A 13,597-nucleotide genomic window follows, 5' to 3' on the forward strand; every position below is an offset into this window, starting at 1 on the left:
AAATTAAAACCATTTTCTAAAAAATAGAGTGAAGTCAAGTAGTTTCAAAATAAGATTCGTTCATAATAATTATTAGGTAATTTATATTCAATTAATAGATGATCTTAAGAATTTATTACTTTTGTGAAAACTTATAATCATGAAACAACTACTGCTGTTCTGTGCAGTGCTATTTTTGCATTTTTATTCTTGTCAGCTGAAAATTGACTCGACAGTTATTTTATACAGTAAAAATTCCCTTATTTATTCAAGTATGAGTAATTCCTGCTATGGAAATGGAGATTATAGTAAAAAGTATCAGGCTCAAAATATGCTTTTTGTAAGTGGAATTTCAGAATGTATCAACTATTCTAGTAAAAAAGATATTATCAGTTTTTATTTTGATGGAAAAAAATACTACATGGCCGATGAAGCGGAACAAAAGAATGCATTTTTTGTAAATGGTTATCGAAAACAATTATCAGATCTAAAAAATAAATTCAAAAATTTTACACCATCTGAACTAGATAGTATTGATGGTTGGTCACGGCGTTTATCAGAAGCTTATATGCGCCAACTTAGGAAGGAGGCTTCAGATAAAGTTTTTAGTAAAGAAAAAAATGGAATCGCCATTCTTGCTGCGCATCCTATTGAAGAGTATTCATTTACCGGAGCAAAGTTCAAAATATTAAATTTCAGTCGAAAAACTATTAAATATATTACTTTCAATTTCTACGGTAAAAATGCAGTAAATGATAGAGTAGGTAAAAATGTTAGTAGAAAAGGTATTGGTCCAGTTGAAAGTTCAGCAACGGGATCGTGGTTATTTGAGAATGTTTGGCTGACCGATATAGTCGAATCGATGAAGTTAATTTCAGCTAATATTATTTATATGGATGGCACAACAAGGGTCATAACAATAACAGATAACCATTGGTTAGATGAAGAAGATTTGGATCATTTAGATCGTCTGCTTGAATAAAAGTCTAAGTGATTAAAAATGCTGTTAATCTCTTGTTTACAATCGATTTAGCGCACTAATCAATTTTTCCTTCTCCCCACTTCCCGTAGTTGAAAACCTCATCAACGGAATTCCATATTTCTCCAAAATCGCATTCTTCATGACATCTCTTTCAGCTTGTCTGCTTTCCAATTTATGGTACTCATAACCATCAACTTCTATGGCTAATACAGGATTTTTTCCCAGCTTATTGTAAATTAGAAAATCAAGATGGGTGGCGTGATGCCTTGCATATCTTTCTTCTTCAGGACTTAATTTTGAATAATCTAACAGTAAATTTCTTAATGGATGATGCAGAATAACGCCATATTTTGAAAATTGATCGTCGGACAACACTTCTCTAATTAATGCATACATGAGATTCTCACTATCAAAAACAGATTTCTTTTTTTGAGCCGATAAAAGGGCTCTTCTTTTTTCTTCATAACCTTTGTACAGGTAATCGAAAATGGAATGTACCTCACTTTTGATCGTGCTGAAATTATTGTAATCGATATATCGGATCAGATCTGAGATATTCGTTTCATTGTCACTTTCATTTCCGTTCACTAATAGAATCAGCTGATCTTTGGCTCTGGAAATAGCAACATTCAGGCGGTTGGAGTTGTCGGTAAATTCAGAGATTTCATTATCTACGGTAGAGAGAATGATCACATCATTTTCTCTTCCCTGAAATTTATCCACCGTATCGGCTTTGATATCCGTTCCCTGAAAGGTTCTTTGAAGTGCGATGGTCTGATTTCGGTATGGCGTTACAATTCCCAGATTCACACCTTCCAGCTTTTGCTGTGGAATGATTTCCTGAATAATCACATCAATCTGCCGCTGATTCTCTCTTTGGCGGGCATGATTGCCCTCAGTTGTTTTATAGACTAGCAATGGCTCTCTTTCCGTCTGTCCTTCCGAAAGGATGACTAACTGATCATTATAGAACTTACGGTTACAAAAATCAATGATTTTTGGATGACAGCGATAATGTTCTTTTAACAGTGTTTTAGGTACCTTCGGAAATACTTCTGTTACGGAAGAAAGCAGGCTATGACTGGAATACCGATAAGGTTCTGGAATATCATAGTTCTTAAAGATCTGATCTGTATTTACTGCTGTTTCAGAATCTACTACATTGGGAAGCTGTTTTAAATCTCCTACGATAACAGCCTGTTTTGCGCAGGATAATGCGAGGACACCCGTTGCAAGATCCACCTGTAAATTTGTTTAAGCTAAACTGAAAATATTATTTACAATTCTAAATTTGACACTGTTTTTGCTCTGTAATGTCAAATAATTGATATTTATAATGGAAAAATATATCTTCAATACCACGCCAGAACGCTCTAAGTTGATGTCGAAAATAAAGGGCAAGGACACGCAGCCTGAGATCATGTTCAGGAATGCACTTTATTCATTGGGTATCCGCTACCGGATAAATGTTGCTAAGCTTCCCGGCAAGCCGGATATTGCTATCAAGAAATACAAGCTCGCGATTTTTATCGACGGCGATTTCTGGCACGGCTACAAATGGGAAGAAAAAAAGATTAGAATCAAGTCGAATGCAGAGTATTGGATAGAAAAGATAGAAAGGAACATGGAGCGCGACATCGAAAATACAATCGCATTGGAACGCATGGGCTACACTGTGCTGAGATTTTGGGAGCATGAAGTAAAGAAAGACTTGCAAAGCTGTATATTCCGTGTCAAGTCTTTCCTCGAAAACCTAACTAATGTTATATAAGCTTTTCGAAAGTTTCGTTCCTGATATCACACACATAGCTTCCTTTTGCGTTTCCTTTAGTATCATCGACCCTTTGCTGGTAATAATGGAGGTTGCAGGTAGCAAGGTAGCTGTTGAATTTTTTGAATTCGGTTTTCCATACTCCGTATAAAGGTTGCACAACCATTTCGTTGGCTCCCATTTTAAATTTTACGGCTTTCCAGTCGACCCAGTAATATATTGTTATGCCCGGATATTTCTCTTGGTATCTCAGCTTGTCTTTTTCGTTAAAGACGACTGCGTAAGTGGGATCGATGCCATACAGTTTTTGAGCTTTGAAAAATGGGGTAGATTGTAGCTTTAAATCTGCAAGTTGCCCAGTCTGTGTATTGATGAGGTCTGGGGCATAAGGGTCAGTTGCCTTTGCCGGGTTTATAGCTAGATTAAGTTCGTTGCCATACAGCCTTACGAAGGCTTCTTCAATCTTTTCGCCGTCTTTGCACCAATGGGATTTGTCCTGAAGGTCATGGTGCTCTATTTTTTTTCCCTCAATATCAAATAGTTCGTACATAGTTGAAAGTTTTTGTAAATATAATGGTTTATTTTTATTGTTCGGTTTATTAAAAAAGTTTATATTTGTAACCATTGTTTAATGTTGTGTATTATGGTTATTAATGAGTATTTGTCTTTGGCAGAAACAGCAGAATTGCTGGGTAAGAACAAGGAGACGCTTAGGCGTTGGGATCGTGATGGGAAGCTTGTAGCAGTCAGGGAACCAATCAGCAATTACAGGATGTACAAGAGGGCAGATGTGGAGAAAATATTTAAAGGATTTATGCATGAGCCCTTCAACGAAGGAAACTATGTGGAAGCTGAAAATGACTATAAAGTACTTGAGCTATTTGCAGGTGCAGGGGGCTTAGCTGTTGGCTTAGAGAAGGCAGGGCTTAAATGCGTAGCTTTAAACGAAATCGACAAGTTCGCATGCCAGACATTGCGTAATAACCGCCCGAACTGGAGGGTTATGGAAGGCGATATCAAGGATTTTGATTTCACTGAATATAAAGACAAGGTAGATGTGGTTACTGGGGGATTTCCTTGTCAGGCATTCAGCTATGCAGGCAAGAAGCTTGGGCTTGCGGATGCTAGGGGAACATTGTTCTACGAGTTCGCGAGGGTAGTGAAGGAAGTAAACCCGCCTATCTGTATTGGCGAAAATGTACGAGGTCTCCTTAACCATGACAATGGCAAAACCTTGCAGGGGATGATATCTGTATTGGACGAAATCGGTTATAAAGTTGTACCTGTGGAGGTCTTGAAAGCCATTAACTTCAAGGTGCCTCAAAAGAGGGAAAGGCTGATTTTGGTTGGCATACGTAAGGATATTAGCCTTGATTATCAATACCCTTCTCCATATAATAAGGTTTATAACTTGAAGGATGCTTTGAAGAAAGGGGAGCTTTACGATTCGGACGTCCCCCTGTCAGGAGGTGCAAAATATCCAAAAAGGAAAGCAGAAATACTGGATCTTATCCCGCCAAAAGGCTATTGGCGCGATTTGCCTCTAGACTTGCAAAAAGAATACATGGGAGGCAGCTTTTATTTGGGCGGCGGAAAAACTGGGATTGCCAGAAGAATCGGATGGGACGAGCCGAGCCTTACCCTGACTTGCAGCCCTGCACAGAAGCAGACGGAGCGTTGCCATCCGGATGAGACCCGGCCATTTACGGTAAGGGAATATGCAAGGATCCAGACATTCCCAGACGACTGGGAGTTTGCAGGTTCGCTAGCCCAGCAATACAAGCAGATAGGAAATGCAGTGCCTGTAAACCTAGGGACTGAAGTGGGCTATTCCATTATAAAATTCCTTAATTCGCTTTACAAAGGATAATTTGCTATATTTATAGCCAAAAATTACCTGATAAGCATGCCAACAAGGGAAGAAGTATATACAATTGTTCGTGAAACAGTTGTAAGTTCGATATCAAAATATATTAGGAACAGGCGCAACGTGGTTCCTAACTTCCAGATACTTGATTTAATAATACCAACGGAGCGCAAGATACGTTCTGTTGTGGGAGGAATGGAAACGTCTTTAGGGACTACGTTGTGGGAGCCTTTAGCCAAAGCAATTGCTAGATCCAATGGGTTTGAAGTCATCAATTCAAACCTTCAAGCTCCGGCCAATATGCCTGCAATACTTCAGAATACAGTGCAAATGCTGATTGAGGGCCGGAACAATAAGAACGTGACTTATAATGCCCAGTACTGCCATGATAGGATCAAGGAATCGTGTCAGAATTTCCTTATTAACCCAATCAACGACTTTATTCCGGCACCTAAAGGCTTCGGCGTGGATATTTGGCTGAAGAAAGGCGGTATAGATTATTTCTTTGATACAAAAACGGTTCAAGCAAATGTAGGCAGTTATGCACGATGCTTTGTTCAGGTTCTGAATTGGTATTCTTACTTTTATTCTAAGTACCCGAGTGGAAATGCATTTTCAAGGATCGTTTTTCCCTACAACCCTTATGGCGAAATCGATTTTTGGTCAAAGACAATAGGGAAGGGTTGGCCTTTAGAACCTTATAATGAAGGCTGGGTGCAGGATGATTTCTGGGATTTTATTTCTGGTATTGAGAATACTTACTCGATAATTTATCAAGCTTTTAACAGTATTTCGGAAACAGGAGACTTGGAAGATGTAATACAAGAAATATTTTATGGAAATAGCCAATAAACTATTTACTATAGGATATTGAGGATAGAAAATGTTGCAAAGGCTTTATATAAAATCTGCAACATTTTTTATTAAAGGATATTATATAATTGAAAATTATTCTTCTATTATATTTCTTATTTTTTCAAAAATTTTCTTTTCATAATTATCAAAACTATTACTTATACTTTTTGCTTGCTCAGGCGTTTTTGCATCATAGAAAGCAACTATTTTATTAGGAACTCCATAATCACTAGCAATTTTTGCTTCCTCCGAAAATGCATTGTATTCAAGTTTAATTAAAAGTATGTCAATACCTGAAGTCTCCTCTAATGATTTGTTTTCAATTTTTGAAATATAGTACTTATACATTAGGTTGAACACTCCTAAATATTTAACCAGTTGATATTTGAATGTATTATAAATTAACTCTGCTGTCTCTCTCATTGCAGAATCTACACACATTGAAATTTCATCATTATTAAGAGTAATATTATTTCCTTTCAATTTTTTACCTGTCTTTTTAGATTCCTTTTTTAGTTTATTTTCTAACTCGACTTTCTTTTTAGAGATAGTTCTTTGTAAGAAATAGTCATAATTACCTTTAAATCCATCTGAAATGTATTTATGTAACGCTATATATAGAATTGAATATGTTTTTTGATTAAACTTATCAGTATATAGACTAGTTATTAAATGCTTTAAAGCTTCACTCTCGACTTGAGGTAAAATAATATTTAAAACAATTTGAAAGCCATCTTTATCTAAACTCATTGTAGTAGAGTTTAAACTACTAATCAGTTTTTTTATAAGTGATATTTGTGTAGATGTTAATTGGGAAATATCTTTATAAATATTTATTTTTTGTCTTTTACTTATAACTTTAAATTGATTGATTATGTAATCTGGAATTCCAAATTGTTCTTGAAGTTTTTTTAATTCTTCAATTTGTTTTTTTGTTCTATCGTCTAAATACTCTGCTTTAGTCATTTCAAATTCTACTTCGTTTTTCGAAGTCTCAATATCATAATTTTTATGTTCTATTGGTTTTCCTTCTTGTTCAATTACTTCTAAAAATTCATTGTCAAGAGTAATAACTCTACCAACATAATGCTCCATAAATCGACCGGCTCTTCCTGCGATATTTTTTGCATCAAATTTCAGTAACGGTTTGATATGTTCACCACCCCCTTTACTGCTTTTGTAAACAATCATATTTTTTGCAGTCGTATTAACGCCTTCTGTTATTGTAGTTGTAGCGGATAAAATATTCAAGTTGTTTTCAGCTTGATTAAATAAATCAATGATTTCTTTCTGAATGTATTTCGGAACAACACCGTGGTGAACACCAATCCCTTTTTTTAAAGCTTTAATAACAATCCATCTTTCGTCAAAAGTTGTTGTTAGATGATTTAAGAAATCAGAAAAGGTTTCAGTTGAAATTTCAATTCTTTCATAATCTCGGGCTATTTTCTCTGCATTTGATTTGGTGTTACAATAAATTATTGCGTTTTCGTTTTGTAAAAGAATACGGTCAAATAATTCTTGAATCTTGGCTTTTTTTGTTCCTTTTCCTTTCAAATTGACATCAAGAGAATCAAAATTGGTTTGTATTTTAATATCAGCAGAGTATTTATTTACTTTTACAATTTCATATTCATTAAGAAGTACTTTTTCAATCTTAAAGTCTTCTAAAAATAAATCAAATGACGGATTGTATTTGTCATCGGTTTTCTCAAATACATCAATGTATGGGCCTGCAATAAATAAATCAACATTTGTATTGATTGTTAAACCAAAAAATAACGACATTCTATACGCAATATCTCTTTCGTTTTCTTTGCTTTCATTGTCAATAATATAGCTGTTATCAATTTTATAAACTTCATCAACAAAAATAAAATCTACGTTAAGTTCTTTATTTTTGTCTAGATATGACAAATACCTTTCTGGTGTAAAAATTAATATATTATTTTCTTCGGGATTTATTTCCGAATCACTTAGAGTATGGATTTTGAAATCATTTAATAATTTTATCTTTCCCTCTTTTATTCTTGATAGATTTTCTGATAATAATGCAATGCTCGGAAATATTAGAATTACGTTTTTGTAATTCATTTTATTGATTATTTCATACACTAAATGGGTTTTTCCAAATGAAGTGGAAGCAGATAAGAAATAACGATTTATTTTTCCAGTTGTAAAAAAGTCTAAAACTTCTTTTTGGTAGAGATGTAGTTTTGAATTTTCGTTTGTATATAAAGTCGATTCAAAAATCACAGCTGAAATAACGTCTAATTTCACATTTTCTTCATTTTTTAAAAGTATTTTGTCTTCATTGAACTTATGTAAAATATCGTAGTAATGAGGTACCCCAGCCTTTGAAGATAGGTGAATTAAAAAACGGTAATCTGCATCGTCTAACTCGTAACTTTTAATGAAGTCAAAATATTCACAAACTTTTTCTAGGAATTTATGTCTTGGTAATTCCTGATTTTGAAATTGATTTAAAGCAATTACAACATCAAGGGTTCTTTGTTGTCTATCCATTCTATAATTTGTTTTTTACATTGCTTTACATCAGATATTGGAAGTAAAATGAAAAAAATTGAATAATCGATTCCGATGTTTGGGAAGCTTGTGGTGTTATATTTCGTATTAATGTGCGTAATTATTTCGTTGATTGAATCATTGTAGCCATCTTTATGCTGGTCATAGGTTATTAGAATTGGATAAACTAATTTAATGTTATTTTTTTTTAATTCTTCAACCATATTGCTTATCAATCTTTTATTCCAATCTTCTAAAAGCTTATAAATCTTAGTTGTCTTATCTTCTATATTCCCTCTGAATTGTCTAATTGTAGCAAAATTGGTATTAACCAAATAGTCATCACTGATTGCTTTAGAAATGTTTTTGAATACATCATTCACTGCTGCTTTACCATTTTGCCAAAATTTGGTTTCTCCAAACCACAATTCTAATTCATCATCTTTTTGTATAAGGTGGAAACAATCATATCCTGTAACTTCTGTCTTCTTTTGAATATCGTAAAAATAACCTCTACTGATTAAAGTATTATTCTTATAAAAAATTTTCAACATTGAGTACAGGAGGGCTTCTCCATAAAAACCAAGGCTAAGTTTATATGTTTCTTTAGCTTTATGATTAAATTTAAATTTTTGACCGAAAGCATTTTCAAACATACCTTGATGAAATCCACCATCTAATTCATACTGGTCATATGAATAGTATAAAATACTCTCATAAATAATTTTAGATAATTTTTCTAAATCATCAATTTTATAGCAGTCGTCATTTAAATCGTTGTGAGTAATACAAGATTTCTGATAGCTTAATGTTTGATTAGGTAAGTTATATTCCAGTATAATACTATTGGTAATTAAATCAATTAAACTTTGTCTCATTTAGTTTGCATTGTATTAGTTTCTTATTTCAAATATACAAAACCATATAATCAGCTGATTACGGTTTTCAGTAAAAAAATGATAATCCCAACTGTTGTCGGGATTATTTGTAATCACTAAATTTTAATTATCATTGTAATTCCGTCAAGAGTCTTATGAAATTACGTTAATTAAGAATGAGTCACATTAATATTTGCAATGGTACGAACATTCTTGTCTACTACTAATACAGTTTTATATGTATCAGTTGAACTAATTGCTTCATTATAGTGAACATTGAAAAATTCTGTACCTTCTTCTGTTACTAAATTTCCGAATTCTAATGTGAGTAATAATTCAGTAGGGTTTATACCCTGCGGATCATTTTTTATTAAATGATATCCTGGTTTTTGTCCATCAGTAGGGAACGTACCATTTACATTAATTTGAGGAGTTTTACCTTCATTTTTGTAATAGCTGTCCATTCGCCGATGTTGTTTTTTGTTTCCATTGTAATTATTATTAGTTTGTTGTTCGAATACAAAATTATTATAAATTAGATGAATTGTAATTTTTTACATTTAAATAAAATCACATCTATGAAATTACTAAAAATCTACAGCATTTTTTCAACTATTGCAATTGTTGTTTTATCAATTGGTCTATATCAAACGAATAAAGACTATATCAAAGCCAAAAAAGAATTTAAAGAAACAGAAGAAGTTCTAAAAAAATGTTCTGAACGTTATTATGAAGAAATTGGTAAATAAGAGAAAATCCCAACATTTAGTTAGGATTTTCTCTTATTTTTATTTTTAAATTCTTTTTGTAAACCATCAATTTCTAATTCTATTTTTTGCAGTTCTTTTGAGTCCAATTTTGTGAAAAGAAATAATATATCAATGTCTAAAAAGTTGCTGAGCTTCACAATATTTTCAATTGTTGGATTGGTCAATCCTCTTTCAATCCTACCTACGTGATCTTTAGAAATATTTAATTCCAATCCTAATTGGAATTGGGATAATTCTCTCCTTAATCTATGGACTTGAATTAATTTACCAATTTGAAACTTTAAATCCTCTATCTGCCATTTATACATGAAGTAAATTTTGATCTTTTAAATTCTTTTCATGAAGATATATATGTCGTTTATTATTTTTTTATTATATTTGTAAAATAGGTTACAGATAATGTAACTTTGCGATACTTCAACGAAATATTAGAAGCTATTGCTTAGAGTCTCGGTTCGAAAACTGGTAATTTTTAAATCCCTGAGATGATAAGTAAGCGGCTCACGACCTAGGCGTGGGTCTCTCTTATCTTGGGATAGGTATACCAGTACCTCGAATCGGATAATGTAGAGTACCCATGCCGTTTTATTTTCCAATGCTGTTCTGCTTTTCTACATTATTACTATTTCTAAGCTGCTTATCCACATAGAGTATCTACGACATGTTACAATGGGGTGTACAGCCCATTGAGGCTTTGCAGCTTTCAGAGAACACAAATTTCATTCATATTAATTTTTATGATATGCTTTGGGTAGGGAGTGTTTTTATTACTAGAATGCTTCCTCCCAGGCATAAATTTACGATCAGGAACCTAAAAAAACATACAAGAAACAGAAAGTGTAGAGTAACCATAGAAAAAAGAAAGCCCTTTCCGCATGATAGTTTATTGGCATTAGACTGTGCAGGAAAGAGCCGTGAGCTTAATTTAATTAAACGTATTCAAAAGTATGAAAAAAAACTTTTGCAGCCTGAGTCATCTTCAAATGGCTTTGGGCTTCACATTGCTCGCTTCCAGCGTAGCAATAGGGCAGATGCGTACCATTTCAGGTACTGTCACAGAGAATAATAAGCCGTTACAGGGGGTATCGGTATTTCAACAAGGTAGTGAGTCCGTCGCAATTACAAATGACAAAGGGTACTACCAAATTCAAATTGTAGGAGCCGAAGCAGTTCTTGTGTTCAGGCATCCGGATTATCCTGATCGTAAGGTGGTGTTGGGAGATCGAAAGGTAATGAATATTACGTTAGGAGGGCAGGAAAAGGAGATTGAAGAAGTTACTATTAATGCAGGATATTATAAGGTAAAGGAAAAGGAGAGTACAGGAAGTATTGCCAAAGTAACCGCGAAAGACCTTGGAAATCAACCGGTCAATAATGTGCTATCTGCAGCACAAGGAAGAATGGCAGGAGTAAGTATTACCCAAAATTCGGGTATTGCAGGCGGAGGCTATGATGTGCAGATCAGAGGGAGAAACAGTTTAAGAACATTATCCAATAGTGCTGTAGATGGAAATCAACCGCTATATGTTCTGGATGGTGTTCCAATGTCTACGTCAGTGACTTCTACCTTTTCGTCACAAATACTTCCTTTCAGAAATATTAATCCATTAAATAGCCTAAATCCCAATGATATTGAAAGTCTTGAAATTTTAAAGGATGCAGATGCAACGGCAATTTATGGGAGCAGAGGAGCTAATGGAGTCATTTTAATTACTACAAAAAAAGGAAATAAAAATAAGTCTACCATTAGCATCAATTCAAGTCTGGCTTTCAGTAATGTCGCATCTCATCTGAAAATGATGAATACTTCAGAATATATTGCCATGCGTAAATCAGCATTTACAAATGATAATATTTCTGCATATCCAGCAACGGCATATGATGTAAATGGAGCTTGGGATGAAAACCGTTACACTGATTGGCAAAAAACACTTATTGGTAAAACTGCCACAACCTCTAATACGAGTGTAGGTTTATCAGGAGGCTCAGACGGCTGGACATATCGTGTTAATGTCACACATAATGAGCAAACAACGGTCTACCCTGCCGACTATCAATATAAAAATAATACCTTATCAATGGGGTTCACTCATAGGTCAAAGGATAAAAAATTAAATATTGCGCTGTCAAACAATTTTTCACAGCAATTTAATAATGTGATTAATGAAGATTTAACAACTACAAGCATCTTTTTAAGTCCTAATGCTCCAACATTATATAATGCAGATGGTTCATTAAACTGGCAAAATAATACTTTTACCAATCCGATGGCTTCCTCGGTTGTTACGTATCAGAATGATACAAAACAGATCAATAACAGCCTGAATATTTCTTATCAGATTTTTCCCAATATAAGTTTCAGTATTAATTCTGGGTTTAATTATCAGAATTTTGAGGAATTTAATTTAAGGCCTCATACAAGATATAATCCTGCCTTAAATTTTACAAGTGCCAACGGATCAAGTACTTTTATAAGTAGTTTTTCTTCATTTTCATATAATGTAGAACCTCAATTGACAGCAGATTATAAATGGGGAAGACACAAATTAAATGTATTAGTTGGAACTACAATCAATTCATCGGAATCTAAACAATCTTCTATTCAAGGTTCCGGATTCGAAAGTAATGCACTTATGATGAATATCAATGCAGCAAAAACAAAGATATTTTCTGATATTATTTCTACAGACTACAAATATGTTGCTGTTTTTGGAAGGGTAAATTATCAGTTTGATAATAAGTATATTATTAATTTTACAGCAAGAAGAGACGGCTCCAGCCGCTTTGGACCGAACAACAGATTTGCAAATTTTGGAGCTGTCGGAGCAGCATGGCTCTTTTCAAAAGAAAATTTTTTGAATAGTAAAAAATGGCTGAGCTTTGGTAAAATAAGGGGAAGCTACGGAATAGCAGGCAGTGATAATATTGGAGAGGCTCAATATCGGGATACATATTCTGTTGCGTCGTCAAGCATTTATAATGGAGTAGTAGGACTTGTTCCCACCAGATTGTTCAATGGAAATTTTAGCTGGGAAAAAACAAAGAAACTTGAATTTGCGCTTGAAACCTCATTTTTTAAAGATATAATAGGGCTTAACATCTCTTGGTTTAGAAACAGATCAGATAACCAGCTAGTAGGATTGCCTATGCCTGCAACAACAGGATTTACCTCGGTTCAGGCCAATTTGGCCGCAACTGTTGAAAACACAGGTTGGGAGTTTGAATTCAGAACTTCCCCAGTGAAGACAAAAACGTTTTCATGGCAATCAGATTTCAATCTGACTATACCTCGAAACCGCTTATTGGAATTTCCGGGGCTTGAAGGCTCTACCTATGCCAATCAATATGTCATAGGCTCTAGTACATCAATTGTTAAACTCTACAATTTTTCGGGAATCAATCCCAATACAGGGCTTTATTCATTTGCCGATGTCAATGGAGACGGTAAAATATTATCTCCTGACGATAATAAAAGTATTGAAGATTTAGCGGTTAAGTTTTATGGCGGATGGTCAAACAGGTTGAGATACAAGAATTGGGATTTATCGTTTTTATTTCAATTTACAAAACAAAGAAATTATAATTATCATAGTTATATGCCTGTTGCAGGAACGATGAATAATCAAGCTCAGGTAGTTTCGAATGTTTGGTCTGAAACAAATCCAATGGGATACTATATGCCTTATTCCACCGGTGTTAATGCGGGAAAGAATGCCGCTCATGCCAATTTCATGCGAAGTACCGCAGCAGTAGGTGATGCATCATTTATTAGACTGAAGAACGTTCAGCTTAATTATAGAATCCCTTTAAATAATGCTGCTACCACAGAGGTTATTCTGTATGTTCAAGGGCAGAATGTTTTAACGTGGACAAAATATTTTGGACTAGATCCGGAATTTGTGACAACAGGTTTTTTACCACCCTTAAGAACATGGTCAATTGGAACTCAAATTAACTTTTAAATCTTAC

The 13,597-nt window shown here is 34.0% G+C and carries 12 protein-coding genes; 6 read left to right on the top strand and 6 right to left on the bottom strand.

All coding sequences use genetic code 11. The features are described from left to right. The first annotated feature begins 139 nt into the window (after window positions 1-139). Window positions 140-961: a hypothetical protein gene (locus ABEG63_RS15185; RefSeq protein ID WP_346585953.1), complete on the top strand. Its 822-nt coding sequence runs from the start codon at window positions 140-142 to the stop codon at window positions 959-961. A 36-nt stretch (window positions 962-997) separates the two neighbouring features. On the opposite strand, the gene ABEG63_RS15190 is transcribed toward ABEG63_RS15185, so the two are convergent. Further along, on the bottom strand, window positions 998-2,203 hold the full coding sequence (locus ABEG63_RS15190; RefSeq protein WP_346585954.1) for an AAA domain-containing protein: 1,206 nt from the start codon (window positions 2,201-2,203) through the stop codon (window positions 998-1,000). A gap of 94 nt (window positions 2,204-2,297) precedes the next feature. Between ABEG63_RS15190 and ABEG63_RS15195 the strand changes: the two genes are divergently transcribed. Then, the gene (locus tag ABEG63_RS15195; RefSeq protein WP_346585955.1) at window positions 2,298-2,732 is read left to right on the top strand and encodes a very short patch repair endonuclease; all 435 of its coding nucleotides are present in this window, start codon (window positions 2,298-2,300) and stop codon (window positions 2,730-2,732) included. On the opposite strand, the gene ABEG63_RS15200 is transcribed toward ABEG63_RS15195, so the two are convergent. Then, on the bottom strand, window positions 2,725-3,282 hold the full coding sequence (locus ABEG63_RS15200; RefSeq protein WP_346585957.1) for a hypothetical protein: 558 nt from the start codon (window positions 3,280-3,282) through the stop codon (window positions 2,725-2,727). The two genes, ABEG63_RS15195 and ABEG63_RS15200, sit on opposite strands and share 8 nt — an antisense overlap. 93 nt (window positions 3,283-3,375) lie before the next feature. Here ABEG63_RS15200 and dcm point away from each other — a divergent pair, with 93 nt between their 5' ends. Both dcm and ABEG63_RS15210 read left to right on the top strand, forming a co-directional pair. Further along, on the top strand, window positions 3,376-4,602 hold the full coding sequence (gene dcm, locus ABEG63_RS15205; protein ID WP_346585959.1) for a DNA (cytosine-5-)-methyltransferase: 1,227 nt from the start codon (window positions 3,376-3,378) through the stop codon (window positions 4,600-4,602). A 36-nt stretch (window positions 4,603-4,638) separates the two neighbouring features. Beyond that, window positions 4,639-5,451: a TdeIII family type II restriction endonuclease gene (locus tag ABEG63_RS15210; protein WP_346585961.1), complete on the top strand. Its 813-nt coding sequence runs from the start codon at window positions 4,639-4,641 to the stop codon at window positions 5,449-5,451. 96 nt (window positions 5,452-5,547) lie between these two features. On the opposite strand, the gene ABEG63_RS15215 is transcribed toward ABEG63_RS15210, so the two are convergent. From ABEG63_RS15215 to ABEG63_RS15225, 3 genes are all read right to left on the bottom strand, one after another. Continuing rightward, window positions 5,548-7,980 carry a DEAD/DEAH box helicase gene (locus ABEG63_RS15215; RefSeq protein WP_346585963.1) on the bottom strand — a complete coding sequence of 811 codons (2,433 nt, stop codon included), beginning with the start codon at window positions 7,978-7,980 and terminating at the stop codon, window positions 5,548-5,550. Next, complete coding sequence (locus ABEG63_RS15220; protein WP_346585965.1) at window positions 7,947-8,858, bottom strand: Hachiman antiphage defense system protein HamA; 912 nt, start codon at window positions 8,856-8,858, stop codon at window positions 7,947-7,949. The genes ABEG63_RS15215 and ABEG63_RS15220 overlap by 34 nt, the downstream gene beginning before the upstream one ends. A 170-nt stretch (window positions 8,859-9,028) precedes the next feature. Next, the gene (locus tag ABEG63_RS15225; protein ID WP_346585967.1) at window positions 9,029-9,322 is read right to left on the bottom strand and encodes a hypothetical protein; all 294 of its coding nucleotides are present in this window, start codon (window positions 9,320-9,322) and stop codon (window positions 9,029-9,031) included. A 114-nt stretch (window positions 9,323-9,436) separates the two neighbouring features. Between ABEG63_RS15225 and ABEG63_RS15230 the strand changes: the two genes are divergently transcribed. Further along, window positions 9,437-9,607, top strand: coding sequence for a hypothetical protein (locus ABEG63_RS15230; protein ID WP_346585969.1), 171 nt, complete (start codon window positions 9,437-9,439; stop codon window positions 9,605-9,607). Window positions 9,608-9,627: 20 nt separating this feature from the next. On the opposite strand, the gene ABEG63_RS15235 is transcribed toward ABEG63_RS15230, so the two are convergent. Continuing rightward, window positions 9,628-9,936 carry a helix-turn-helix transcriptional regulator gene (locus tag ABEG63_RS15235; RefSeq protein ID WP_346585971.1) on the bottom strand — a complete coding sequence of 103 codons (309 nt, stop codon included), beginning with the start codon at window positions 9,934-9,936 and terminating at the stop codon, window positions 9,628-9,630. 639 nt (window positions 9,937-10,575) lie between these two features. On the opposite strand from ABEG63_RS15235, the gene ABEG63_RS15240 reads away from it, so the two are divergent. Next, window positions 10,576-13,590 (top strand): SusC/RagA family TonB-linked outer membrane protein, encoded by a 3,015-nt coding sequence (locus ABEG63_RS15240; RefSeq protein WP_346585972.1) that lies wholly within the window; start codon window positions 10,576-10,578, stop codon window positions 13,588-13,590. Window positions 13,591-13,597 lie beyond the last annotated feature (7 nt).

The sequence above is a fragment of the Chryseobacterium sp. C39-AII1 genome (assembly GCF_039672645.1).
Taxonomy (GTDB): Bacteria; Bacteroidota; Bacteroidia; order Flavobacteriales; family Weeksellaceae; genus Chryseobacterium.

Bases quoted from the DNA above. Each gene is read 5' to 3' on its own strand.
- ABEG63_RS15240 (WP_346585972.1), top strand. From the start codon at position 10,576: ATGAAAAAAAACTTTTGCAGCCTGAGTCATCTTCAAATGGCTTTGGGC.
- ABEG63_RS15215 (WP_346585963.1), bottom strand. From the start codon at position 7,980: ATGGATAGACAACAAAGAACCCTTGATGTTGTAATTGCTTTAAATCAA.
- ABEG63_RS15195 (WP_346585955.1), top strand. From the start codon at position 2,298: ATGGAAAAATATATCTTCAATACCACGCCAGAACGCTCTAAGTTGATG.
- dcm (WP_346585959.1), top strand. From the start codon at position 3,376: ATGGTTATTAATGAGTATTTGTCTTTGGCAGAAACAGCAGAATTGCTG.
- ABEG63_RS15230 (WP_346585969.1), top strand. From the start codon at position 9,437: ATGAAATTACTAAAAATCTACAGCATTTTTTCAACTATTGCAATTGTT.
- ABEG63_RS15200 (WP_346585957.1), bottom strand. From the start codon at position 3,282: ATGTACGAACTATTTGATATTGAGGGAAAAAAAATAGAGCACCATGAC.
- ABEG63_RS15185 (WP_346585953.1), top strand. From the start codon at position 140: ATGAAACAACTACTGCTGTTCTGTGCAGTGCTATTTTTGCATTTTTAT.
- ABEG63_RS15220 (WP_346585965.1), bottom strand. From the start codon at position 8,858: ATGAGACAAAGTTTAATTGATTTAATTACCAATAGTATTATACTGGAA.
- ABEG63_RS15210 (WP_346585961.1), top strand. From the start codon at position 4,639: ATGCCAACAAGGGAAGAAGTATATACAATTGTTCGTGAAACAGTTGTA.
- ABEG63_RS15225 (WP_346585967.1), bottom strand. From the start codon at position 9,322: ATGGACAGCTATTACAAAAATGAAGGTAAAACTCCTCAAATTAATGTA.
- ABEG63_RS15235 (WP_346585971.1), bottom strand. From the start codon at position 9,936: ATGTATAAATGGCAGATAGAGGATTTAAAGTTTCAAATTGGTAAATTA.